24 protein-coding genes are annotated in these 23,420 nt (G+C 63.0%); 8 read left to right on the top strand and 16 right to left on the bottom strand.

Features of this window, described 5'->3' with window-relative positions; translation table 11 throughout:
- Positions 1 to 9 precede the first annotated feature (9 nt).
- Both eutC and J2X15_RS06255 read right to left on the bottom strand, forming a co-directional pair.
- Positions 10 to 849 (bottom strand): ethanolamine ammonia-lyase subunit EutC, encoded by an 840-nt coding sequence (eutC, locus tag J2X15_RS06250; protein WP_310340416.1) that lies wholly within the window; start codon positions 847 to 849, stop codon positions 10 to 12.
- A 5-nt stretch (positions 850 to 854) separates the two neighbouring features.
- Positions 855 to 2,255: an ethanolamine ammonia-lyase subunit EutB gene (locus J2X15_RS06255; RefSeq protein WP_310340419.1), complete on the bottom strand. Its 1,401-nt coding sequence runs from the start codon at positions 2,253 to 2,255 to the stop codon at positions 855 to 857.
- Between the two features lie 91 nt (positions 2,256 to 2,346).
- Between J2X15_RS06255 and J2X15_RS06260 the strand changes: the two genes are divergently transcribed.
- Entirely contained in the window at positions 2,347 to 4,152 is a 1,806-nt protein-coding gene (locus tag J2X15_RS06260) for an NAD(P)/FAD-dependent oxidoreductase (RefSeq protein ID WP_310340421.1), read from the top strand.
- Here J2X15_RS06260 and J2X15_RS06265 read toward each other — a convergent pair.
- Positions 4,149 to 4,631, bottom strand: a complete 483-nt coding sequence (locus J2X15_RS06265; RefSeq protein WP_310340425.1) for an Lrp/AsnC family transcriptional regulator — start codon at positions 4,629 to 4,631, stop codon at positions 4,149 to 4,151. The two genes, J2X15_RS06260 and J2X15_RS06265, sit on opposite strands and share 4 nt — an antisense overlap.
- A 135-nt stretch (positions 4,632 to 4,766) precedes the next feature.
- Here J2X15_RS06265 and J2X15_RS06270 point away from each other — a divergent pair, with 135 nt between their 5' ends.
- Complete coding sequence (locus tag J2X15_RS06270) at positions 4,767 to 5,807, top strand: zinc-dependent alcohol dehydrogenase family protein (RefSeq protein ID WP_310340428.1); 1,041 nt, start codon at positions 4,767 to 4,769, stop codon at positions 5,805 to 5,807.
- Here J2X15_RS06270 and htpX read toward each other — a convergent pair.
- The 11 genes from htpX to J2X15_RS06325 form a co-directional block, all read right to left on the bottom strand.
- Positions 5,804 to 6,676 carry a protease HtpX gene (gene htpX / locus J2X15_RS06275; protein WP_310340429.1) on the bottom strand — a complete coding sequence of 291 codons (873 nt, stop codon included), beginning with the start codon at positions 6,674 to 6,676 and terminating at the stop codon, positions 5,804 to 5,806. The two genes, J2X15_RS06270 and htpX, sit on opposite strands and share 4 nt — an antisense overlap.
- Before the next feature lie 97 nt (positions 6,677 to 6,773).
- Positions 6,774 to 7,520 (bottom strand): DUF3025 domain-containing protein, encoded by a 747-nt coding sequence (locus tag J2X15_RS06280; RefSeq protein ID WP_310340432.1) that lies wholly within the window; start codon positions 7,518 to 7,520, stop codon positions 6,774 to 6,776.
- Entirely contained in the window at positions 7,505 to 8,554 is a 1,050-nt protein-coding gene (pyrC, locus tag J2X15_RS06285; protein ID WP_310340435.1) for a dihydroorotase, read from the bottom strand. Before pyrC ends, J2X15_RS06280 begins: the two co-directional genes overlap by 16 nt.
- A gap of 36 nt (positions 8,555 to 8,590) precedes the next feature.
- The gene (locus tag J2X15_RS06290; protein WP_310340437.1) at positions 8,591 to 10,195 is read right to left on the bottom strand and encodes a methyl-accepting chemotaxis protein; all 1,605 of its coding nucleotides are present in this window, start codon (positions 10,193 to 10,195) and stop codon (positions 8,591 to 8,593) included.
- Between the two features lie 46 nt (positions 10,196 to 10,241).
- Positions 10,242 to 10,979, bottom strand: coding sequence for an amino acid ABC transporter ATP-binding protein (locus tag J2X15_RS06295; RefSeq protein WP_310340438.1), 738 nt, complete (start codon positions 10,977 to 10,979; stop codon positions 10,242 to 10,244).
- Between the two features lie 17 nt (positions 10,980 to 10,996).
- Complete coding sequence (locus J2X15_RS06300; RefSeq protein WP_310340441.1) at positions 10,997 to 11,665, bottom strand: amino acid ABC transporter permease; 669 nt, start codon at positions 11,663 to 11,665, stop codon at positions 10,997 to 10,999.
- Position 11,666: 1 nt separating this feature from the next.
- Positions 11,667 to 12,389, bottom strand: a complete 723-nt coding sequence (locus tag J2X15_RS06305) for an amino acid ABC transporter permease (RefSeq protein ID WP_310340443.1) — start codon at positions 12,387 to 12,389, stop codon at positions 11,667 to 11,669.
- Between the two features lie 90 nt (positions 12,390 to 12,479).
- Positions 12,480 to 13,379: a transporter substrate-binding domain-containing protein gene (locus J2X15_RS06310; RefSeq protein ID WP_310340446.1), complete on the bottom strand. Its 900-nt coding sequence runs from the start codon at positions 13,377 to 13,379 to the stop codon at positions 12,480 to 12,482.
- A gap of 148 nt (positions 13,380 to 13,527) precedes the next feature.
- Positions 13,528 to 14,421, bottom strand: coding sequence for an amino acid ABC transporter substrate-binding protein (locus tag J2X15_RS06315; protein WP_310340449.1), 894 nt, complete (start codon positions 14,419 to 14,421; stop codon positions 13,528 to 13,530).
- A 108-nt stretch (positions 14,422 to 14,529) separates the two neighbouring features.
- Positions 14,530 to 15,504: a LysR substrate-binding domain-containing protein gene (locus J2X15_RS06320; RefSeq protein WP_310340451.1), complete on the bottom strand. Its 975-nt coding sequence runs from the start codon at positions 15,502 to 15,504 to the stop codon at positions 14,530 to 14,532.
- Positions 15,505 to 15,533: 29 nt separating this feature from the next.
- A complete protein-coding gene (locus J2X15_RS06325) occupies positions 15,534 to 16,103 on the bottom strand; it encodes a hemerythrin domain-containing protein (RefSeq protein WP_310340453.1) in 570 nt (189 codons plus the stop codon).
- Positions 16,104 to 16,139: 36 nt separating this feature from the next.
- Here J2X15_RS06325 and J2X15_RS06330 point away from each other — a divergent pair, with 36 nt between their 5' ends.
- Positions 16,140 to 16,673, top strand: coding sequence for a hypothetical protein (locus J2X15_RS06330; RefSeq protein WP_310340455.1), 534 nt, complete (start codon positions 16,140 to 16,142; stop codon positions 16,671 to 16,673).
- Positions 16,674 to 16,693: 20 nt separating this feature from the next.
- Here the strand turns inward: J2X15_RS06330 and J2X15_RS06335 are convergent, their stop codons facing one another.
- Complete coding sequence (locus J2X15_RS06335) at positions 16,694 to 17,302, bottom strand: hypothetical protein (protein WP_310340457.1); 609 nt, start codon at positions 17,300 to 17,302, stop codon at positions 16,694 to 16,696.
- A 139-nt stretch (positions 17,303 to 17,441) separates the two neighbouring features.
- Positions 17,442 to 19,277, bottom strand: a complete 1,836-nt coding sequence (locus tag J2X15_RS06340; RefSeq protein WP_310340460.1) for an ABCB family ABC transporter ATP-binding protein/permease — start codon at positions 19,275 to 19,277, stop codon at positions 17,442 to 17,444.
- Between the two features lie 40 nt (positions 19,278 to 19,317).
- Here J2X15_RS06340 and J2X15_RS06345 point away from each other — a divergent pair, with 40 nt between their 5' ends.
- From J2X15_RS06345 to J2X15_RS06365, 5 genes are all read left to right on the top strand, one after another.
- On the top strand, positions 19,318 to 19,734 hold the full coding sequence (locus tag J2X15_RS06345; RefSeq protein WP_310340463.1) for an acyl-CoA thioesterase: 417 nt from the start codon (positions 19,318 to 19,320) through the stop codon (positions 19,732 to 19,734).
- Positions 19,735 to 19,833: 99 nt separating this feature from the next.
- Positions 19,834 to 20,730: a branched-chain amino acid ABC transporter permease gene (locus J2X15_RS06350; protein ID WP_310340465.1), complete on the top strand. Its 897-nt coding sequence runs from the start codon at positions 19,834 to 19,836 to the stop codon at positions 20,728 to 20,730.
- Positions 20,727 to 21,803: a branched-chain amino acid ABC transporter permease gene (locus J2X15_RS06355; protein WP_310340468.1), complete on the top strand. Its 1,077-nt coding sequence runs from the start codon at positions 20,727 to 20,729 to the stop codon at positions 21,801 to 21,803. The genes J2X15_RS06350 and J2X15_RS06355 overlap by 4 nt, the downstream gene beginning before the upstream one ends.
- Positions 21,800 to 22,624, top strand: a complete 825-nt coding sequence (locus tag J2X15_RS06360; protein ID WP_310340472.1) for an ABC transporter ATP-binding protein — start codon at positions 21,800 to 21,802, stop codon at positions 22,622 to 22,624. Before J2X15_RS06355 ends, J2X15_RS06360 begins: the two co-directional genes overlap by 4 nt.
- Positions 22,621 to 23,418 (top strand): ABC transporter ATP-binding protein, encoded by a 798-nt coding sequence (locus J2X15_RS06365; RefSeq protein ID WP_310340474.1) that lies wholly within the window; start codon positions 22,621 to 22,623, stop codon positions 23,416 to 23,418. Before J2X15_RS06360 ends, J2X15_RS06365 begins: the two co-directional genes overlap by 4 nt.
- Positions 23,419 to 23,420 lie beyond the last annotated feature (2 nt).

A 23,420-nucleotide genomic window follows, 5' to 3' on the forward strand; every position in this document is an offset into this window, starting at 1 on the left:
CAAGCGGACCTAGCGCAACAGAAAGTTGCCCTGCTCCACCCCCTGCAGCCGTACGCTGCCCTCAGTCTCGTCCTTGAGCTCCACGCCCGAGAGTTGGCGCTCGCGCGCCTCGGTCAGCAGGTAATGCAGCTTAAAGGCCGCGTCCTCATACACCAGCCCCGCGGGGCGCACGTTGGAGATGCAGTTGCGGCTGGCATCGGTCAGCCCCAGACGGGGCATCCAGGTCAGGTACAGGCCCATGCTGTCGGGCGAGCTAAGGCCCGGGCGCTCGCCAATCAACACCACCACCGCTTTGGCGCCCAGCGCCTGCCCGATCTCATCGCCAATGGCCACACGGGACTGCTGGGCCATGCACAGAGGCGCCACACGCCAGCCCTCCCCGCCCATGCGGTGGTACAGCGCCCGCAGGAACGGGGCGGCATTCTGCTCCACCGCCAGAGCCGACAGGCCATCGGCCACGACAAAGGCCACGTCGTACGGACGGTCCGGCGACGTGGCATCGACCGATGCCGGCAGGTACAGCTGCGACAGCACCTCCAGTGATGCGGCATCCAGTCGCCGCCCCAGGTCGGGGCGCTGCAGGTAGTGGTTGCGGTCGATGGCAGCGCTGTGCAGCAGCACACAGGGCGGCGGCGCATCGGGCCAGGCCGCGGCCAGCGCATCGGCCAGACGGGGCACATCCAGACTGCGGTGCACGGCGTCACGCGCCCGGGCGTGCGCCAGTTGGAAGGCCAGGTGTGCGGTTGTGGGCAGGCTCACGCCCGAGCGTCCTAGCGCAATGCGCGCGTCGGTGAACTGGCGCAGCACCGACCAGGGGTTGGCGGTGACGGGGGACAGGGGTTCGCTCATGGGGCTCAGGTCAGTTGCAGCAGGGCTTTGTGGAACGCCGGGGGCAGCGTGGGGTGCAGGGCAAAGGCGGGGCCCGCCTCGCTGAAGATCTGCATGCGCTGCAGCCAGGCCTCGAACTCGGGCGCGGGGCGCAGGCCCAACACCCGGCGGGCGTACAGCGCGTCGTGGAACGAGGTGGTCTGGTAGTTCAGCATGATGTCGTCCGAGCCCGGAATACCCATCACAAAGTTACAGCCCGCGGCGCCCAGCAGCGTGAGCAGCACGTCCATGTCGTTCTGGTCTGCCTCGGCGTGGTTGGTGTAGCAGACGTCACAGCCCATGGGCAGGCCCAGCAGCTTGGCGCAGAAGTGGTCTTCCAGCCCAGCGCGGATGATCTGCTTGCCGTCAAACAGGTACTCGGGGCCAATGAAGCCCACCACGGTGTTGACCAGCAGCGGCTTGTAGTGGCGCGCCACCGCGTAGGCGCGCGCCTCGCAGGTCTGCTGGTCCATGCCATGGTGCGCGTTGGCCGACAGGGCGCTGCCCTGCCCGGTCTCGAAATACATCACGTTGTCGCCCACCGTGCCGCGCTGCAGCGACAAGGCCGCACTGCGCGCCTCGGCCAGCAGCGCCAGGTTCAGGCCAAAGCTGCTGTTGGTCGCCTCGGTCCCGCCGATGGACTGGAACACCAGATCCACCGGCGCGCCGCGTTCGATGGCCTGCATGGAGTTGGTCACATGCGTCAGCACGCAGGACTGGGTGGGGATGCCGTACTGGCTGATGATGTCGTCCATCATGTGCACCAGCTTGACCACCTGGGCCACGTTGTCGGTGGCCGGGTTGATGCCAATCACCGCATCGCCGCTGCCGTACAACAGCCCGTCCAGCAGGCTGGCGGCGATGCCGGTGGTGTCGTCGGTCGGGTGGTTGGGCTGCAGGCGCGTGGCCATGCGCCCGGCCAGGCCGATGGTGTTGCGGAATGCGGTGACCACACGGCATTTTTTGGCCACCAGAATCAAATCCTGGTTGCGCATGAGCTTGCTGACCGCAGCCGCCATCTCGGGTGTGATTCCGGGTGCCAGGGCCGTCAAGGTGGCGCTGTCCACTGCATCGCTGAGCAGCCAGTTGCGAAAGTCCCCCACCGTCAGGTGGCTCACGGGCGCAAAGGCCGCAGCGTCGTGGCTATCTAGGATCAGGCGTGTGACCTCGTCCGTCTCGTACGGCACCAGCGCTTCGCTCAAAAACGTGCGCAGCGGCACCTCGGCCAGCGCCATTTGCGCCACAGCACGTTCCTCGGCGCTGTGGGCCGCTACGCCCGCCAGCAGGTCGCCCGAACGCAGCGGTGTGGCCTTGGCCATCAGGTCTTTGAGATCGCGAAAGCCGTAGGTACGGGGACCCAGGGTGTAGGAGTAGGTATGACTTGGCACATGAAGACCCAAGCAATCAACGTGCCTGCGCGCACTGCAACGCTCGTCCCTTTAAAATCGCGGCCTTGCTTGATAACCACGAGCCCTCCCCATGATCCGCCTCACAGAACTCAAACTCCCCCTGTCCGCCTTGCCCGTGGAGGCCCGCCGTGCCGCGGACGCCCCCACCGAGACCGACGCCGACCGCGCCCCCGTGGCGCACCCGATTGACGCGCTGAAACGCCTGTGCGCCCAGGCGCTGGGCATTGACCCGGCGGCCATTGCCGACCTGCACGTCTTCAAACGCAGCTTTGATGCGCGAAAAGCGGACCTACTTGCCGTCTACATCACCGACATCACGCTGGCCAACCCTGCGTTGGAAGCCGCGCTGTTGGCCCAGTTCCTCAACCACCCGCACATCAGCGCTACGCCTGACATGGCCTACCGTTTTGTCGCGCAAGCGCCGGCCGACCTGGCGGAACGCCCCGTGGTGGTGGGCTTTGGGCCCTGCGGCATGTTTGCGGCGCTGGTGCTGGCGCAGATGGGGTTCAAGCCCATCGTGCTGGAGCGCGGCAAACCGGTGCGCGAACGTACCAAGGACACCTGGGGCCTGTGGCGCAAGAAAACCCTGAACCCCGAGAGCAATGTCCAGTTTGGCGAGGGCGGTGCTGGTACGTTTTCGGACGGCAAGCTGTACAGCCAGATCAAGGACCCGCGCTTTCTGGGCCGCAAGGTCATGCACGAGTTTGTGCAGCACGGCGCCCCGGCCGAGATACTTTACGAGGCACACCCGCACATCGGCACCTTCAAGCTGGTGAAGGTGGTGGAGGGCATCCGCGAGCAGATCATCGCGCTGGGTGGTGAGATCCGGTTTGAACAGCGCGTGACGGACGTGCTATTGAATCAGGAGCTGCCCGCGCAATGTCTACGCGGGCTAGAGGTCGAAAACCTTCAAAATGGCAGCCGCTACGAGCTGCCCGCCCGTCATGTGGTGATGGCGCTGGGCCACAGCTCGCGCGACACCTTTGCCATGCTCTATGAGCGCGGCGTGGCCATGCACGCCAAACCGTTCTCCGTGGGCTTTCGCATTGAGCACCCGCAGGGCGTGATCGACCGCGCACGCTGGGGCCGCCATGCAGGCCACCCGCTTTTGGGCGCAGCCGACTACAAGCTAGTGCACCACGCCGCCAATGGGCGTGCGGTCTACAGCTTCTGCATGTGCCCCGGCGGCACCGTGGTGGCCGCCACCAGCGAGCCAGGCCGCGTGGTTACCAACGGCATGAGCCAGTATTCGCGCAACGAGCGCAATGCCAATGCTGGCATGGTGGTGGGCATCGACCCGCCGGACTACCCGGATGACGCGACCACCTTTGTGCACGCCTTTGGTGAAGAGAAAGGCCAGCGCTACGCGGCCGAGGCGGCGGCGATGAAAGCCCAGAACCCCAACGCCGCGCATCCCATGTCCGGCATTGCCTTCCAGCGCCAGCTGGAGAGCGGCGCCTACACCCTGGGCGGCGGCACTTACGAGGCACCGGGTCAACTGGTGGGCGACTTCATCGCGGCCAAACCTTCTACAGAATTTGGCAGCGTCACGCCGTCGTACAAACCCGGCGTGAAGCTGGGCGACCTGGCCCCCAGCCTGCCCAACTACGCGATTGCTGCGCTGCGCGAGGCGCTGCCCGCGTTTGGCAAGAAGATCAAGGGCTTTGACATGGCCGATGCCGTGCTGACCGGCGTAGAAACCCGCACCTCCAGCCCCATCAAGATGCCGCGCGGGGACGACCTGCAAAGTACCAATGTGCGGGGCCTGTACCCGGCGGGAGAAGGTGCCTCGTATGCGGGCGGCATTCTGTCGGCGGGGGTGGATGGCATCAAGGTGGCGGAGGCCCTGGCCCTAGCCATGTGCCAACCGGCCTAGCCGCCGTTCAAAATCTCCAATACCGGCAAGCCCTTGGCGGCCTTCATTTCCCGCAGGGAGATGCTGGAGCGGATGCTCAACACGCCGGGCAATTGGCGCAAGAAACGTTCAACGAACCGGCTGTAGTCGTCCAGGTCCTTGGCGACGACCTTCAGCAGAAAATCGGCTTCGCCGGTGATGTTGTGGCAGTCCAGCACGTTGGGGCAGGCCCGTACTTGGCGCTCAAAATTCGCTGTGATCTCTTCGCCGTGCTGTGTGCAGACGATTTGGACAAAGGCCATCACACCGATGCCCAGCTTGCGGCGATTCAGGGTGGCTTGGTAACCCTCTATCACCCCGGCCTCCTCCAGCCGCTTTTGCCTGCGCCAGCATGAGGCCTCACTCAGGGAAAACGCCTCGGCCAGCTTCGCATTGGGCAGTCGGCCATCCTGCTGAAGCTTGGCCAATATGGCGAGATCAATTTTGTCCAGACCATCCATTGTGAAAGACTCCTTCATCCAGGCGCACCGCGGCGAAACCGTTTATCAAAAACACCCACTTTCTACCTCAAAACAGAAGAATATCTTCATTGGTAATTTTTATACTGATGGAATCATTCAACGCCAAGGATTTTCATGAAAGCAGTGGTTTACGAAGCCTTTTCCGCACCACCCCAACTCCAGCAGGTGCCCGACCCTTCGCCGCACAACCATGGGGTGGTCATCCAGGTGATGGCCACGGGCGTCTGCCGCAGCGACTGGCATGGCTGGGTGGGCCATGACTCAGACATTCACCTTCCCCACATTCCGGGCCATGAGTTCGCGGGCATCGTCCAAGCGGTGGGCAAGGACGTGAAGCATTGGAAGCGGGGCGATCGCGTAACGGTGCCGTTCGTCGCGGCTTGCGGCCATTGCCCCGAATGCCACGCGGGGCATCACCAGGTGTGCGACCACCAGTTTCAGCCAGGCTTTACCCATTGGGGTTCGTTTGCCGAGTACGTGGCCATCGACCAGGCCGACATCAACCTGGTGGCACTGCCCGACACGCTGGACTTTGCCACTGCAGCCAGCCTGGGCTGCCGTTTCGCCACCTCATTTCGCGCGGTCGTCGACCAGGGCAAAACCTCTGCCGGACAGTGGGTGGCCGTGCATGGCTGCGGCGGCGTGGGCTTGTCGGCCATCATGATTGCCAACGCCGTGGGCGCCAACGTCATTGCCATCGACATTTCCGACGACAAACTGCAACTGGCCCGCGCGCTGGGGGCCGTTGCCACGGTGAACGCCACGCAGGTGGCCAACGTGGTCGAAGCCGTACGCGACATCAGTCAAGGCGGCGCACACGTGTCGCTGGACGCCTTGGGGCACCCCACCACCTGCTTCAACTCCATCAGCAACCTGCGCAAGCGGGGCAAGCACATCCAGGTGGGGCTCATGCTGGGTGAACACACCACGCCAGCCATTCCCATGGCCAAGGTCATTGCCCACGAGCTGGAAATCCTGGGCAGCCATGGCATGCAGGCCCACCGCTACGACGCCATGCTGGCCATGATCAACTCGGGCAAGCTGGCGCCCGAGAAACTGGTGGGGCAAAAAATCAGCCTTGCCCAGTCGATTGATGCGCTCATGAACATGGACAAGTTCGAGGTGGCTGGCGCCACCGTTGTGACGGAGTTTTAAGTCGCGTTTTGCAGCGCTGCGATGCGCTCTTCAATCGGCGGGTGGGTCGAGAACAGCTGGCCAATGCCGCCTGTAATGCCGAAGGCGGCCACGCTCTTGGGCAACTCGCCGGGCGTCATGCCGCCCAGGCGGGCCAGCGCGTTCATCATGGGCTGCTTGCGGCCCATGAGTTGCGCCGCACCGGCGTCCGCGCGGAATTCACGCTGGCGGCTGAACCAGGCCACCACGATGGCGGCAGCAAAGCCGAGCACGATGTCCAGCACGATGGTGCTGATGTAGTAGCCGATGCCGGGGCCGCTGTCGCGGTCATCGCCCTTGCGCAGGAAGCTGTCCACCGCGTAGCCGATCACGCGGCTCAAAAACACCACAAAGGTGTTCATCACGCCCTGAATCAGCGTCATGGTGACCATGTCGCCGTTGGCGATGTGGGCGACTTCGTGGCCAATCACGGCCTCGATCTCTTCGCGCGTCATGCCTTGCAACAGGCCCGTGCTCACGGCCACCAGGGCCGAGTTCTTGAACGCGCCGGTAGCAAAGGCGTTGGGTGCGCCTTCAAAGATGCCGACTTCGGGCATGCCAATGCCAGCCTTGTCGGCAAACTTGCGCACGGTCTCCACAATCCAGGCTTCGTCGGCGTTTTGCGGCTGCGCGATCACCTGCACACCCGAGGTCCACTTGGCCATGGGCTTGCTGATCAGCAGGGAGATGATGGCACCCCCAAAGCCCATCACCAGCGCGAAACCCAGCAGCGAGCTCAGGTTCAGGCCGTTGGGTGTGAGGTAGCGGTTCACGCCCAGCAGGCTGGCCACAATGCCCAACACGACCACAACAGCCAGGTTGGTCAGGACAAACAAAATAATGCGTTTCATGATTTCTTTCGGAATGCGACCGTGTACCAGTCGTTGCCCCGGATGGTAGGGGCGATGGCCGTGTTTTCAAGCTTTTCAGGGCTTGAGCCCACGAAGTTTATGGGCATTTGCGCGGTGCACGGAACACGCTGCTGTCGGCATAAAACGCCGCTTCTTCATTCTGCGCCCACCAGCCTGGCACGCCCAGCACCGGCAAGTGCGCAAACGGCTTGGCCGCCAGCATGGGCGCCGAAAGGGTGTGCGCCAGCCAGGCATCCAGATCCGCTATCGAATTGCTAGCTGCTTGCGCACGAAATACGTGGGCTGTGATGGGTTTTCTTGGTGCAACCAGCTTTTCCAGCAGTGCGTGGCCAAACAGCAGCAAGGTGGACTCCGCCCAGAGCGGACGCAACGTACCGAACACCGCCTGCCAGTCCTTGGCCGCCAGCGCCTGCCACAGCGCGTCGGGCGCCAGCAGCAGTGCGGCGTTTTCGTCAAACACGGTGAGCGCGTCGCGTGCCGGGCCGCGCACCGGCTGGATGCCGGTTTGCGCAATCTGCTCGGCCTGCAGCTGGTTGAGCTTTTTTTTCGCCAGCGGAAAGTGCAGCCAGCACAGGCCGTTAAAGAAGTCGTGCAGGCCATCGCGCGTGGGCACGCTGCCGGTGTCGAAGATGTACTGCTCGTAGGCGGTGCCAGTCGGCAGCTCGGCTTGCGGCACAAACTGCACCGGGGCGCGTTGCGCGGCATTGAGTGCCTGCGCCACGGTCAGGCCACCATTTACCTCAGCCGCCAGCCCCTCCCCCACTGCACGCCAAGGCGCGAGCCAGGGCGCGCGCCAGTCAATCGCCTCTAGACCATGCGCCACTGCAATGCTTCGCCCGCGGCCAGGGGTTTGAGGGAGGTTTCGCCAAAGGCAAAGCTCTCGGGCGGCGTCCAGCTCTCGCGCTTGAGCGTGATGGTTCCGGTATTGCGCGGCAAGCCGTAGAAGTCCGCACCGTGGAAGCTGGCAAAGCCTTCCAGCTTGTCCAGCGCGCCGGCCGTGTCGAACGCCTGGGCATACAGCTCCATGGCGGCATGCGCGGTGTAGCAGCCCGCGCAGCCCGATGCGTGTTCTTTGAGATGCGTGGGGTGTGGCGCGCTGTCGGTACCCAGGAAGAACTTGTGGCTACCACCCGTGGCCGCCTGCACCAAGGCCTGGCGATGCGTTTCGCGCTTGAGCACGGGCAGGCAGTAGTAGTGCGGACGGATACCACCCGTGAAGATAGCGTTGCGGTTGTAGAGCAGGTGGTGGGCGGTGATGCTGGCCGCGGTGAAGCGGTCGCTGTCCGCCACGTACTGCGCGGCTTCCTTCGTCGTGATGTGCTCGAAGACGATCTTCAGTTCAGGGAAGTCGCGGCGCAAGGGGATCAGCTGCGTGTCAATGAACACAGCTTCGCGGTCAAACAGGTCGATGTCACTGCTGGTCACCTCGCCGTGCACCAGCAGCAGCAGGCCGGCCTTTTGCATGGCTTCCAGCGTCCTGTAGGTCTTGCGCAGGTCGGTCACACCCGCGTCGCTGTTGGTGGTGGCGCCTGCGGGGTAGAGCTTGGCGGCGACCACACCGGCATCCTTGGCCCGTGCAATCTCGTCGGCGGGCAGGTTGTCGGTCAGGTACAGCGTCATCAGCGGCTCAAAATTCACATCTGCGGGCACGGCGGCCTGGATGCGCGCCTTGTAGGCCAGGGCCTGCTCCGCGGTGGTCACTGGTGGCTTCAGGTTGGGCATGATGATGGCGCGGCCAAACTGGGCGGCAGTGTGCGGCACCACGGTGTGCAGGGCGGCGCCGTCGCGCACATGCAGGTGCCAGTCGTCCGGGCGGGTGAGGGTGAGGGTGTTGGTAGGGGGCGTCGCTTGCGTCATGGGCGCTATTGTCCCAAAACCGCCGGTCACCCCATTTCAGGCCAACAAACGCAGCCCAGAGGCGCTGGGGGTGCCGGTTTCAAAGGCGCTCACAATGCGCGTGAGCTGTTCGGCCTGGTCTTTCAGACTTTCGGCCGCAGCAGCGCTCTGCTCCACCAGGGCCGAGTTTTGCTGCGTCATCTGGTCCAACGCTGTAATCGCGGTGTTCACCGTGGCAATGCCCTCGCTCTGCTCGGATACCGTGGCGCTGATGTCGCCGATGGTGTGCGTTACGCGCTGCACCGACCCCACGATTTCACTCATGGTCTGGCCCGCAGCCGCCACCAGCTGGGTGCCGCGCTCCACACGCTCTACGCTGGTACTGATGAGACTCTTGATTTCCTTGGCCGCCTCGGCACTGCGACCGGCCAGGCTGCGCACCTCAGAGGCCACCACGGCAAAGCCGCGGCCCTGCTCGCCGGCGCGCGCAGCTTCCACGGCCGCATTGAGCGCCAGGATATTGGTCTGGAAGGCAATACCGTCAATCACCGAAATGATGTCCGCGATCTTGGACGAGCTGGTGTTGATTTCCTGCATAGTGGCCACGACCTCGGACACTACCGTGCCACCGCGCTGTGCCACCTCGGCAGAAGTACCGGCCAGTTGACTGGCCTGCCGCGCCGCGTTGGCGCTGTTCTGCACGGTGTCGGTGAGCTGGCCCATGGAGTGCGCGGTTTGCTGCAAATTGGCCGCGGTCTGCTCGGTGCGATTGCTCAAGTCCAGGTTGCCTGCGGCTACCTCCTGGCTGGAGCGGTGGATGGAGCCCGCCGCCTCGCGGATGCTTTCCACCACGCCGCGCAGATTGGTCTGCATGGCCGTGACGGCCTGCAGCAGGCGGCCGATCTCGTCATTTGCCCCTTCGGGCACTTGGGTGGTGAGGTCTCCGGCGGCAATGCGCTCTGTCATGCGCATGGCCAGTTTGACCGGATGGGTGACACCCACGGTGATGCGCCAGGCAATGAGACCGCCGGCAACGAGCGCCACCGCAACCAAGCCGCCCAGCAGCACCAGCATCTTGCGCTGCAGGGCCTCAGAGCCGGTACTGGCCTCGTGCGTCTGGGCCAGCTGCAGCGCGATGAGGCTGGCCGCGTCCTTGCGCAGAGCCTCTTCGGCGGGGCGTACCCGGTTCATGAGCGTAAGCACAGCGGCCACGGTATCGCCGTCATTGGCCTGCTTCAAGGCATCGGCCACCTCGGGCAGCACCTTCTTGGTCTGCTCGGAAATGCGCCCCATCAAGGCTCGCTCGTCGGCACTGGCGTTGTCCGCCGTCAGCAGCGCGCTCAGGGCCGCCTCGGCCTCACTGAGGCGCGCAATGGCAGACTCCGCGGCCTTGAACTCCACCTGTAGCTGCTTGGGGTCCAGCTCGGTGAACAGCGCCACCGACCGGCTGTGGATGGTGACGCGGTTGATACTGTCCATCAACGCGTTGGTCAGCTCCGTCTGTCGGTTGTTGACCCGCACGATGTGCTCCAGCGAGTTACCGATCTGGCCCACCGAGTAAACGCCCGTCGCGGCCACGGCCAGCAACAACAAGAGGATGGCCACAAAGCCCAGGGTCAGTTTGCGCGCCAACGACGGCTGCCGGATAAAGGAAGTGGACATAGATGCCTCTTGTTGCCTGTATGCCGCCGCGGCGGGCCTGAACGACTCAGTGCTGGAGAATCTTGTTGAGGAAGTCCTTGGTGCGTGGCTGGCGCCCATCAGGGTTGCCGAAGAACTCGTCCTTGCTGCAATCTTCCAGAATGCGACCGCCCACGTCAATGAAGATCACGCGGCTGGCCACCTTGCGGGCAAAGCCCATTTCGTGGGTGACCACCATCATCGTCATACCTTCCTTGGCCAGGGAGACCATGACGTCCAGCACCTCGCCCACCATTTCGGGGTCCAGAGCCGAGGTAGGTTCATCGAACAGCATCACCACAGGGTCCATGCTCAGGGCACGGGCAATCGCCACGCGCTGCTGCTGGCCACCGGAGAGCTGGCCGGGAAACTTGTCCTTGTGCGCCATCAGGCCCACGCGGTCCAGCATCTTCAGGCCACGCACCTTGGCGTCGTCGGCGCTGCGGCCCAGCACCTTGATTTGCGCAATGGTCAGGTTCTCGGTGACGCTGAGGTGGGGAAACAGCTCGAAATGCTGGAACACCATGCCCACGCGGCTGCGCAGTTTGGGCAGGTCGGTGCTGGGGTCGTGCAGGGGCACACCGTCCACTGTGATATTGCCCTTCTGAATAGGCTCCAGCCCATTGACCGTCTTGATCAGGGTGGACTTGCCAGAACCCGAAGGCCCACACACCACCACCACATCACCCTTGTTGATGTTGACGGAGCAGTCATTGAGCACCTGAACCGGGCCGTACCACTTGGACACATTCTTGATTTCAATCATGTTCTATCTCTTCTTGTTCAACGGATGATGGCAATGCGGGCCTGCAGACGTTTGACAGCCCAGGACAACGCAAAACAGATCACAAAGTAAACGACGGCGGCCAGCAGGTACGCCTCTTCGGGGCGGCCATACAGCTTGCCGGCCAGCGTGAAGCCCTTCAGCAGGTCATAGGCACCGATGGCGTACACCAGCGACGTATCCTGAAACAGGATGATGGTCTGGGTGAACAGCACCGGGAGCATGTTGCGAAAGGCCTGCGGCAGCACCACTAGCACCATGTTCTGGCGGTAGGTCATGCCCAGTGCCTGGCCGGCAAACACCTGGCCACGCGGAATGGACTGGATGCCAGCACGCATGATCTCGCTGAAGTACGCGGCCTCAAAAGCAATGAAGGTGATCGAGGCCGAGAGCTCCGCACCGATGGGCTTGCCCACCAGGAAAGGAATCAGCAGGTAGAACCACAGAATCACCATTACCAGTGGGACAGAGCGCATGCCATTGACGTAAAACGCCGCCGCCCCACCCATCGCCTTGTTGCCCGAGAGACGCATCAACGCCAGCAGCGTGCCAAACACCACGCCACCCAGGGTGGCCACGATGGTCAGCAGCACACTGAAGCGCAGACCACTGAGTACGAATTTGTTGACGACGTCCCAGCTCAGGAAAGAAATATCCAATCCCAACATGTCAGTGCCCCCCGCCGGTGCCACCAGCGACGATGAAGCCGGGGATTTGCAAGGAGCGCTCGACCAAGGCCAGCACACGATTCACGGCAAATGCAGAAATCGCATACAGCGCGGTCACGCCCAGGTAGATTTCCACACCGCGCGAGGTTTCTTCCTGGGCCTGCATGGCAAACATGGTGAGCTCGGAAATGGAGACCGCAAAGGCTACCGATGAGTTCTTCAGCAGGTTCATGGACTCGCTGGTCAACGGCGGCAGGATGATGCGAAACGCCATGGGCAGGATCACATAGCGGTAGGTCTGAGCTGTGGTGAAACCCATGGCCATGCCAGCGTAGCGCTGGCCCTTGGGTAGCGCCTGGATACCGGCGCGCACCTGCTCGGCAATCCGCGCCGAGGTGAAGAAGCCCAAGCCAAACACCACCAGCACGAAGCCGGGAACGGCCTGGAAGGAGGGAAACATCTTCGGCACCACAAAGTACCAAAGAAATATCTGCACCAACAGCGGAATGTTGCGAAAGAACTCCACCCATACGTTGGCCAAACGCACCAGCCAAGGGCTGTTGGGCAAGGTCCGCAGGGTGCCTACCAAGGCCCCCACACCCACCGCCACCAGCCAGGAACAGCCAGCCACCGCCAGCGTCCACCGCCAGGCTTCCATCATCCATTGCCAGTACGTCCGGCCACTGCCGTCGTCACTGAAAAAAATCTGCCAATCCCAATGCATACCACCTCCACTGCAAATTGCGCGCCATCCTAAAAACAAAACCCGCTGGCATGCGGTCCAGCGGGTTCACATCAGACCAGAGGGTCCGAATTACTTCTTGGCGTAGTCTTCAGCAGGCTTGTCGTTGGGTGTAGCCCAGGCGGCCTTGGTGCTGTCGCTGGCGGACAGACCGACGCGCGTGTTCTTCGGAGGAATGGGTTGCATGAACCACTTGTCGTAGATCTTGGCCAGCTCGCCCGACTTGGCGAGGGCAATGACAGTGTCATCCGCCAGCTTCTTGAAAGCGGGGTCGTCCTTGCGGATCATGATTGCAATGGGCTCGACCGACAGCACTTCACCCACGATCTTGTAATCGCCGGGGGTCTTGGAACTAGCAATGTTGCCCGCCAGGATTTGACCGTCCATCACAAAAGCGTCTGCACGGCCGGACTCCAGCAGCAAGAAGCTGTCGGCGTGGTCCTTGCCGAACACTTCCTTGAAGTCCACGCCGGTGGCGCGTTCGTGCTTGCGAAGCAGCTGCACGGAGGTGGTTCCGGTCGTGGTTGCCACGTTGCGCCCATTGAGCTGGGCAATCGATGTGATGCCGGAGCTGCCCTTGGTGGCAATGCGCACTTCTTCCACATAGGTGGTCACCACAAATGCCACGTCTTTTTGGCGGGTTGCATTGTTGGTGGTGGAACCGCATTCGATGTCTACGGTACCGTTCTGGATCAAGGGAATTCGGTTTTGCGACGTGACCGATTGGTACTTGGTTTCAATCTTCTTGCCCACGGCCTTTTCCACGTTGGCGACGATGCGCTGGCACACCTCCACATGGAACCCCCCGTACTTGCCATCACCCAAGGCATACGACAGGGCACCCGATGAGTCGCGCACGCCCATGGTGATGGCGCCATCGGCTTTCACCTTGGCCAGGGTGTCGTTGCTCTGCGCGTAGGCACCGAAGATGCTGGCAGACAACAGGCCCAGAATGAGAACGTTCTTTTTCATGTTTTTCCTTCAATAAAAATCACTGTGATGAAACCCGAAACCTGGCAAGCATGGTGGGCTGACGGTCAACTGTACTGCCACCGCCCTGAATCCCGGACACCTGCTTACCCCTAGAAACCATGCAAATGGTAAATAACTTTATTCCTCTTTAGAACGGCACGAAATCCGTGGGGTACTTCCAGAAGTCCTTGAGCAGGTAGCTGACTGGCAGGTTCAGCGGCTTCTCGTTGGGCGGAATGGCCTTGAGGAACCAGCGATCGTAAATCGGCTGGATTTCCTTGCTCACGATCAGCCGGCGCATTTCCTCGTCGATCAGCTTCTTGAACTCGGGATCATTCTTGGGCAGCATGATGGCCAGCGGCTCGGTGGTCAGGAACTTGCCCACCACCTTCAGCGCCTCGGGGTGGGGCCGGTTGGCGGCCAGGCCGTACAGCAACACATCGTCCATGACGAAGGCATCGGCCTCGCCGCTCTCCACCATCTCCACGGCCTTGGCGTGGTCGGGGGCCTCCAGAATGGTGAGGTGCAGCAGACGCTCCCGGTTGGCCTGCTCGACCGCCTTGAGTGGCGTGGTGCCCTTGGTGGACACCAGCCTTTTGCCGTACAGGTCTTCAATGCGGTCAACCTTGCTATCGGCGCGCACCAGCATGCGCGCACCCGTGATGAAGTGGGGAATGGTGAAGGCCACCTTTTGGCGCCGCTCAGCGTTGTTGGTGGTAGAGCCGCACTCCAGGTCGGCCTTGCCTTCCTCGATCGTGGCAATGCGGTTAGCCGGGCTGACCTGCACAAACTCCACCTGCATGCCCTTGGCGCCGGTCTTTTTGCGCACGGCCTCGGCCAGTTTCAGGCACAGGTCTACCGCATAACCCACGGGCCTTTTCTCCGTGTCCAGGTACGAGAAAGGGATGGACGACTCACGGTGCGCCACCACCAGCTTGCCGCCAGCGGCCACGCGCTCTAGCACGGTGCCAGCCTGCGCCACGGCGCCGACAAGAGCACAGGCGACCAACGCCCCACCACGAACCCATAGTTTGGTTTGCATACCCACTCCAACGACACGTTTTCCGCCCTGGGCGCGACTCTAGCCTCGCCGGGTACCGACCGCCAATGCTGATTCATTCGCGCGGCATGCAAAAAGAGAATGCAAATTCTATGCCGCGGTTCCCTGGGTCAGCAGATAGTCCCAGAGTGCCTGGGCCGAGCCCTTGGGCGTGCGGGTCTGGGCGCGTTGGGCCGCCGTCAGGCCACGGGCGGCCTCTTTGCCCGAAAGGCGTTCGCGGTAGGCGCGCACCTCCATGGTGATCTGCAAGCCCTTCATCTGCGGCGGCAAGGCGCTCACCAGTTTTTTGGCACGCAGGTCTTTCTTCACCGCGCTGAAGGGCAAAAATGCCACGCCGTGGCCTTCCAGCGCCATGGCCTTCAGGCCCTCGGCCATGTCGGTCTCATAGACACGGTCAAAGTGGATGGCCACATCGGCCTGCTTCAAGATCAGTTCCACCATCTGCCCCAGGTAGGCGCCTGGCGCATAGCCCAGGTAGGGCAAGGGCTGTCCGGCCTTGCCCGGCAGCATGAACATCGGGCGGCCATCGGCATCGGGTTTCACATAGGGCGCCACCACCTCTTCGCCCAGGCTGACCATCTCATAGCGGTCGGCATCCAGTTGGTAGGGCTGCGAGGGGTGGTGGTAGGCGATCAACAAGTCGCAGCTGCCCTCCACCAGACGCAACACAGCATCGTGCACATTCAGCGCGATCAGCCGGCTTTTGAGCGGGCCAAATTTTTCCCGCAGGCCCGACACCCAGGCCGGGAAGAAGGTGAACGCCAGCGTGTGCGGCACGGCAAACTCCACCACGTCCTGCGCGGCGGTGGTATGCCCGCGCAGCATGGCGCGTGTGCTTTGCAGGGCCTGCAGCACTTCCAGCGACTGGTCGTACAGGGTTTCGCCCGCCGGGGTCAGGCGCGTGGGGTAGCTGCTGCGGTCCACCAGATCGGTGCCTGCCCAGGCCTCCAGCGACTGGATGCGCCGCGAGAACGCGGGCTGGGTGACGTGGCGCAACTGCGCGGAGCGGCTGAAACTGCGGGTCTCAGCCAGAGACACAAAGTCTTCAAGCCATTTGGTTTCCATGGGCCGCGATTATGCGCGGATTGCATGGGTTACACAGTGGGTGGAACCCGTACGCCACGCCGCGCCATCATGTCTTGGGCCATGGCCTGCAGCGCAGGCACCGACAGCACCGCCTGCGCAGCCGGGTACACCAGACCGTCCTCGTGCACCATGTGCTGGCCATACAAAGCGGCAAATTGGTCCAGTGCTGCAGTCTGTGCTGGAGTGAGGGCCAAGGGGCCGGCGTTGTGTCCGGCAATCGCCAGCAGCACCTGCCGGGCGGCGGCCCAAGCCGCTTCCATGTCTCGGTGGTCCTGCATGAGCTGGCGCACCTGGGCGCGCAGCGCAACGTCCGCGCCCAGCAGCAGCGGGGGAAACACATGCAACTCTTCGTCTTGGTGGTGCAACGGGGCAGCGATATCAAAGTAGCGCAGCACATCGCGTGCAGCCTGGCGGGCGTTATCGTCGCAGCCCATGTCCACCAGATGCTGCTGCAAGCGCTGCAACAGCGCCAGGCTGCGGTGCACACGTTCGTGGCAGGCGGCCAGCATCTCAAACGGCGCCTCAAACCCCGCTTGGGGCGCAGGGTGGGCGATGAGCGGTAGCGGAGAACGGGCCATGGCGGCATTATCCGGCGCACCGCACAATACGGCCCCATGCGTGTATTGACCTGGCTCCGCACTTCGGCCCTGCTGGCCACCCTTGCCACCGCCTTGCTTTGTGGCAGCACCCGGGCACAGACGCGCGTGGACGAAACCCTGCTACACCTCAGCGAAACTGAACTGCAGGCCCGCTTGCCTGAGCTGCGCCGTGCCGCCAAACCGGTGGTGGGACCACGTGGTCTGCGCGGCACCTGGACGGCACCGGGCGCACGCCTGCAAGGGCTGGCGCTGGACACCACGTTTTACCTGCGTGCCAAAAGCGTGCAGCGGATTGAGCAGCGATGGGCATCGACCTCGGCGCGGGATTGCACGCCGCAGCTGGAGCAGGCACTGGCCGCAGATCTGGAAACCCGTTGGGGGGCCAGTGTATCCACCACGGAAGACACGGGTACGCCTGAGTGGCAACGCGCCACGCTGTGGACGCAGGGGGATGCCGAGGCGCGGCTGTTGTTCTCGCAGACCGGCGGGCAATGTGCGGTGATGTTGGTGTACGCGCCCTATCTGCCCAAGGACGCCGCCACGCTGTGAGTGCGTGACACGGTGCGGGCCTAGGCCACGCCGCTGACCAGTGCGGTGTAGGCCGCGCGCGTGGCGGGCGAGACCGAGGCCAGCACCTGCGCATACGGTGTTTTGTGGCGCGCCAACAGGCGGGCCGAGGCCACGCTCTTGGAGCGGCAAAACCAGTGGCAGCTGTGTTGCATCAAAAACAGCTCGGCCGATAGCGTGAAGGCCTTGCGCTTGGGGCTGAGCTGTTGCGCGTTCTCCACCACCTGGGCCAGGCCCTGGGCATGGATGGCAAACGCACGGCGCAAATCAAACGTAGCCGCAGGCAGCCACACCGTCGCATACGGAATGGCCATGGGCAGCTTGCTCACCCGCGTGCGCAGCGGGTCTTCGTTGGCGAATTCAGTGGCGAAGGCCTGGAACTGCTCCAGCAGCCTGAGCTCCTGCGCGGCCAGGAAATTCCACACCTGGGCCTGGCGCTCGGCGTTGTCCTCGCCTAGCGCGCGCAGGTAACCGTCGGTCAGCCCCTCCATGAGGCGTTCAATGTCATAGCGCGACAGCGCATGCCCCAACAACACGATGCGCTGGCGCTGGTCGCGTTTTTTAAGGAACAGAATGCCGCCGGCAACCAGGGCAATGAGAATGAGGTCCATGGGGAAGAAGTGGGGCGTGACAGCAGCGCGGCAGTGTACGCGGCCCGAAATTGCCCCTACGCTTTGGACTTGATTGCTATGGTTTCAGGAGCTGCTTGCGCAGACTCCACGGGGGCTAGAGACCCAAAATTGCCTTCAATTACTCCGCACTCTGCTGCAGCGCCCACATGGACGCGTAGCGACCATTGGCGGCCAGCAGCTGGGCGTGGTTGCCGCGTTCGATGATGCGGCCAGCGTCCATCACCAGGATCTCGTGCGCGTCTACCACGGTGGACAGGCGGTGGGCGATAACCAGCGTTGTCTTGTTTTGCGCCACGCTTTGCAGCTCGGCCTGGATGGCACGCTCGTTGGCGCTGTCCAGTGCGCTGGTGGCCTCGTCGAAGATCATCACGGGCGGGTTCTTCAGCAGGGTGCGGGCGATGGCCACGCGCTGCTTCTCGCCGCCACTCAGCTTGAGTCCGCGCTCGCCCACCATGGTGTCGTAGGCCTTGGGCGCCGCGGCAATGAAGGCGTGGATGTGGGCAGCTTTGGCGGCCGCCTCCACTTCGGTGCGTGTGGCGCCGGGGCGGCCGTAGGCGATGTTGTATTCCACCGTGTCGTTGAACAGCACAGTGTCTTGCGGCACGATGCCCAGGCTCGAGCGCACGCTGCTTTGCGTGACCTGTTTGATGTCTTGTCCCGCCACAGTGATGCGACCCTGCTGTACGTCATAGAAGCGGAACAACAGGCGCGCGAGTGTGGACTTGCCCGAACCGCTGGGGCCAACCACAGCCACGGTCTTGCCGGCCGGAATTTCGAAGCTGATACCGTGCAGGATGGTGCGGGCCGGGTCGTACGCAAAGGTCACATCTTCAAAGCGCACGGTGGCATCAGCGCCATCCGCAGCCAGTTGCAGTGGCTGCGCACCGGGCACGTCGGCAATCTCGCGTTCGCGCTCCATCAGCGTGAACATCTTTTCCAGGTCGGTCAGACTCTGTTTGATCTCGCGGTAGATCACGCCCAGAAAGTTCAGCGGGATGTAGAGCTGGATCATGAAGGCGTTGACCATGACCAGGTCCCCCAGCGTCATGCGCCCGTCCACCACGCCCTGCGTGGCACGCCACAGCATGGTGACCAAGGCGCTGGCGATGATGAGCTGCTGGCCGGTGTTGAGCAGGGAGAGCGTGGTTTGACTCTTGACGGCCGCGCGGCGGTAGCGCTCCAGGTTTTCGTCGTAACGCTGGGCCTCAAACTCTTCGTTGTTGAAGTACTTCACCGTTTCGTAATTCAAGAGCGAATCGATGGCGCGGCTGTGGGCCGTGCTGTCCATCTCGTTCATCTTCTTGCGGAACTGGGTGCGCCACTCGGTCACGGTGATGGTGAAGCCGATATAGACCACCAGCGCCACAATGGTGATCCAGGCAAACCACACATCGAACTTGACGGCCAGCAGCGTGAGCACCAGCGTCACCTCGATCAGCGTGGGGATGATGCTGTACAGCGAATAGCTGATGAGCGAATGCACGCCGCGCGTGCCGCGTTCGATGTCGCGCGTCATGCCACCGGTCTGGCGCTCCAGGTGAAAACGCAGGCTCATGGCGTGCAGGTGGCGGAAGACCTCCAGGCTGATGCTGCGCGCCGCGCCCTCGGTAGCCTTGGCAAACACCAGTTCGCGCAGTTCGGTGAACAGCGAGGTGGACAGGCGCAACGCACCATAGCCCAGCAGCAGCGCGGCGGGCACCACCAGCAGCGCGGCGGGGTCGCCAGGCTGCAGCGTCATGGCGTCCACCAGGTTTTTCAACAGCAGCGGCACGCCCACGTTGGCCATCTTGGCGCCCACCATGAAAGCCAACGCGGCGATCACGCGCCACTTGTAGATCCACAGGTAGGGGAACAGGCGGCGCAGGGTCTCCCAATCGGACTTGGGCGGGGTGCCGGAGACCGGGGCGGCAGTAACGGCAAGGGGAGCATGGGCGGGGATGCCGGAGGGGCGCATGGGGGACAATCCAGAGAAGAACCAAACAAGGATTGTGCCCATGTCTACCAATTCAAGCCCCGTGCTTGTGCAATTACCCTCCGACGAGGAACTGGTGCTCAAAGTCATCCCCATGCCGGGCGACTGCAATGCCAATGGCGATATCTTTGGCGGCTGGGTCATGGCCCAGGTGGACCTGGCCGGATCGGTGGTGCCCGCGCGCTACACCCAGGGTCGTATGGCCACCGTGGCGGTGAACGAATTCGTCTTCAAGCAGCCAGTGCGCGTCGGCGACATCCTGAGCTTCTTCAGCAAGGTCAGCCGCATTGGCCGCACCTCCATCACCGTGAAGGTGGAGGTGTACGCCGAACGCTTTGGCAGCCAGGGCCAGTACATCAAAGTCACCGAGGCGTCACTCACCTACGTGGCCATCGACGACAAGGGCCAGCCTCGCGAGATCCCCAAACGCGACTTGTAAATAACACGCCCGTCTAGGGGTCTACGAGAATAGTGACAACCCTATCGGTGAATCAGGGGCGCACAGCTATAACCGAACTGCACAACACAGGGGGGCAAGGTGCAGTTCCTTCAATTGCTGATCAGCGGCGTGGCACAGGGGTGCATTTACGGCCTGATCGCACTGGGCTTCGTGCTCATCTACAAGGCCACAGAGACGGTCAGCTTCGCCCAGGGTGAACTGATGATGCTGGGCGCCTTCGGCGGCCTGGTGGGCATGACGCTCTTGGGCATGCCCTACTGGGCGGCCATGCTGGTGGCAGTGCTGGGCATGGCCGTGTTTGGCATGCTGCTGGAGCGCCTGGTGATCCGCCCCATTCTGGGCCAGCCGGCCTTTTCCATCGTGATGCTAACCATCGGCATTGGCTACGTGGCGCGCGGGCTGATCACCATGGTCCCCGGCATGGGCACCGACACCCAGGCCCTGCCCGTGCCCTACAAGGACGAAATCATCAAGATCGGCGGTAACGCCATGGGCATAGGCGCGCTGGTGCTCAACATCGAGCACATGGTGGTGATTGGCGCCACCGGCGTACTGTGCGTGTTGCTGTTCGCACTGTTTCGCTACAGCAAGCTGGGCATTGCCATGCAAGCCGCCTCGCAAAACCAGCTGGCCGCGTACTACATGGGCATTCCCGTGCAGCGCCTGAACGGCCTGGCCTGGGGCCTGGCCGCGGCGGTGGCCGCCATTGCGGGTTTGCTGTTGGCCCCCATCACCTTTGTGCACGCCAACATGGGCTTCATCGGGCTCAAGGCCTTCCCCGCCGCGGTGGTGGGCGGCTTCGGCAGCTTGCCAGGCGCCATTGTGGGCGGGCTGGTGATCGGGCTGGTGGAGTCGTTCTCCGGCTTCTATTTGCCGGACGGCTTCAAGGACACGGCGGCATACATCGTGGTGCTGGTCATGCTGATGGTCAAACCCAACGGCCTGTTTGGCGACACGCTGCGCAAAAAAGTATGAGATTTATCTTCAAGACGGACTACGCGCAGGACATCCGCCTGGCCAAGCACGGTGGGCATTTGTTCTGGTACAGCGCGCTGATGCTGTTGCTAGTGGCCGCGCCCTGGTTGTTTGCCGAGTACTGGCTGGCGCAACTGACCTTTGTGCTGATCTATTCCATTGCCGGGTTGGGCATCATGCTGCTGGCCGGGTTCACCGGATTGTTCTCATTGGGCCATGCAGCGTTTCTCGGCGTGGGGGCCTATGCGCAGGCGGTGCTCACGCACCATGGCATGCCGTTCCCGCTGGCGCTGGCCTGTGCGGCGGGGCTGTCGGCCGCGGTGGGCCTGGTGGTGGGGCTGCCGGCGCTGCGCGTCAAAGGCATTTACCTGGGCATGGCCACGCTGTCATTCGGCTTCATTGTGGAAGAAGTGCTGGCGCGCTGGGAGTCGGTCACCGGTGGCAACGCCGGCATCCACATCGACAAACCCACGCTGTTTGGCTGGGTGCTGGAGACTGGCGAGCAGTTTTACTTTCTCTGTCTCATCGTCACCGTCATTGCCACACTGGGCATTCTGAACTTGCTGCGCTCGCCCACGGGGCGCGCGTTTGTGGCCATCCGCGATTCCGAAATTTCCGCACAGAGCATGGGCATCCACCTGGCGTACTACAAGACGCTATCGTTCTCGCTGTCGGCTGCGCTGGCGGGTGTGGCCGGTGCACTGTACGCGCACAAGCTGCAGTTCATCTCGCCCGACCAGTTCAACATCATGCAGAGCATTGACCTGCTGCTGATGATCGTGATTGGTGGTGTGGGCTCGGTGCATGGGGCGTTTCTGGGCGCCATCTTCCTCATCACCATGCCGCAGGCCATTGCGCTGGTGAAGGACTATCTGCCCGAGGCCGTGGGCCAGGCGCCCGGCCTGCAAGGCGTGGTGTATGGCACGGTGCTGATTGCCTTTGTGCTGTTTGAGCCCATGGGGCTGTATGGCCGTTGGCTGAAGGTGCGCACCTACCTGCAGATGTTTCCGTTCTACCGCAAAGGCATGTTCAAGCGGCAGAAGTCCTTCCAGAAATCGGACCGGCTGAAATGAGCGAAGCCCTTCTATCCGCCCAGAATTTGAGCGTGCGCTTTGGCGGCGTCTTGGCCGTCAACAACGTGAGCTTTGATGTGAAGCAGGGCGAGGTGTTCACGCTGATCGGCCCCAACGGTGCAGGCAAGACCACGGTGTTCAACCTCATCAGCCGTATCTACACGCCCACCACGGGCACCATTGACTATGCGGGCCCTAAAGGCATGCTGAAGCTGACCGAGCAGCCCCCACAAGCCGTGGCCTCGCTGGGCATTGCGCGCACCTTCCAGAACATCGAGCTGTTTGAGCACGCCAGCGTGTTGCACAACCTGCTGATTGGTCGCCACACGCACCGCAAAACCGGGCTGTGGCAAGACCTGTTCTTCACCCCCAAGGTGCGCGAAGCTGAACTGCTGGCGCGCGAGAAGGCAGAAGAAGTGATCGAGTTTCTGGACCTGCAGCACCACCGCGACTCGCTGGTGGCCGGCCTGCCCTACGGCGTGCGCAAGGTGGTGGAGATGGCACGCGCGCTGTGCACCGAACCCAAACTGCTGTTGCTGGACGAGCCATCGAGCGGCCTGAATGTGGAAGAGACCGACGACATGGCGTTCTGGATCCAGGACATCAAAAATGAGCTGGGCATCACGGTGCTGATGGTGGAGCATGACATGAGCCTGGTTTCCAAAGTGAGCGACCGCGTGCTGGCCATGAACCAGGGCGAAGTGCTGGCCCTGGGCACACCGCGGGAGGTGCAGGCCGACCCCGGCGTCGTGGAAGCCTATCTGGGCTCCATTGGCGATGTGTCGTCGCTGCGCCGCCAGACCACGCAGGAGCCCGCATGAGCACGCAGCCGCCGCCCATCAGCGACCAACCGGTGCTCAAGCTGCTCAATGTGGAGAGCGCCTACGGCCCGATCAAGGCCATCCGCGGCGTGAGCCTGCAAGTGCGCCGCGGCGAGATTGCCACCGTGCTGGGCAGCAATGGCGCGGGCAAGACCACCATCCTCAAGACCATCTCCGGCATCATCGACCCACGCAAGGGGTCGGTGGAGTTCAAGGGTGAAGACATCACAGCGCAAGACCCCTCCTACATCGTGCAGGAGGGGTTGAGCCATGTGCCCGAGGGGCGCGAGGTGTTCCCGCTGCTGAGCGTGCGCGACAACCTACAGATGGGTGCCTTCACGCGCTCAGACCGCGATGGTGTGGCCAGGGACATGGAGTCCGTCTTCACCTACTTCCCTATCCTGCGGGAGCGTGCCACGCAAGACGCCGGCCTGCTCTCGGGTGGGCAGCAGCAGATGCTGGCGATCAGTCGCGCACTGATGGCCGACCCGGACCTCATTCTGCTGGACGAACCCAGCCTGGGTCTGAGCCCGAAGCTGACCAAGGAGATCTTCGAGATCGTGGTGCGCATCAACCGCGAACGCGGCACCACCATCCTGCTGGTGGAGCAAAACGCAAACATGGCACTCAACGCGTCGGACTACGGCTATGTGCTGGAGAACGGCCGCATTGTCATGGAGGACACCTGCGCCCACCTGCGTGAGAAGGACGACATCAAGGAGTTCTATCTGGGCATGAAGAAAGACGGTGTGAGAGGCGAACGGCGCTGGAAAAAGAAGAAGACATGGCGGTGACA

It is taken from the genome of Rhodoferax saidenbachensis, assembly GCF_031457975.1.
Lineage (GTDB): Bacteria > Pseudomonadota > Gammaproteobacteria > Burkholderiales > Burkholderiaceae_C > Allorhodoferax > Allorhodoferax saidenbachensis_A.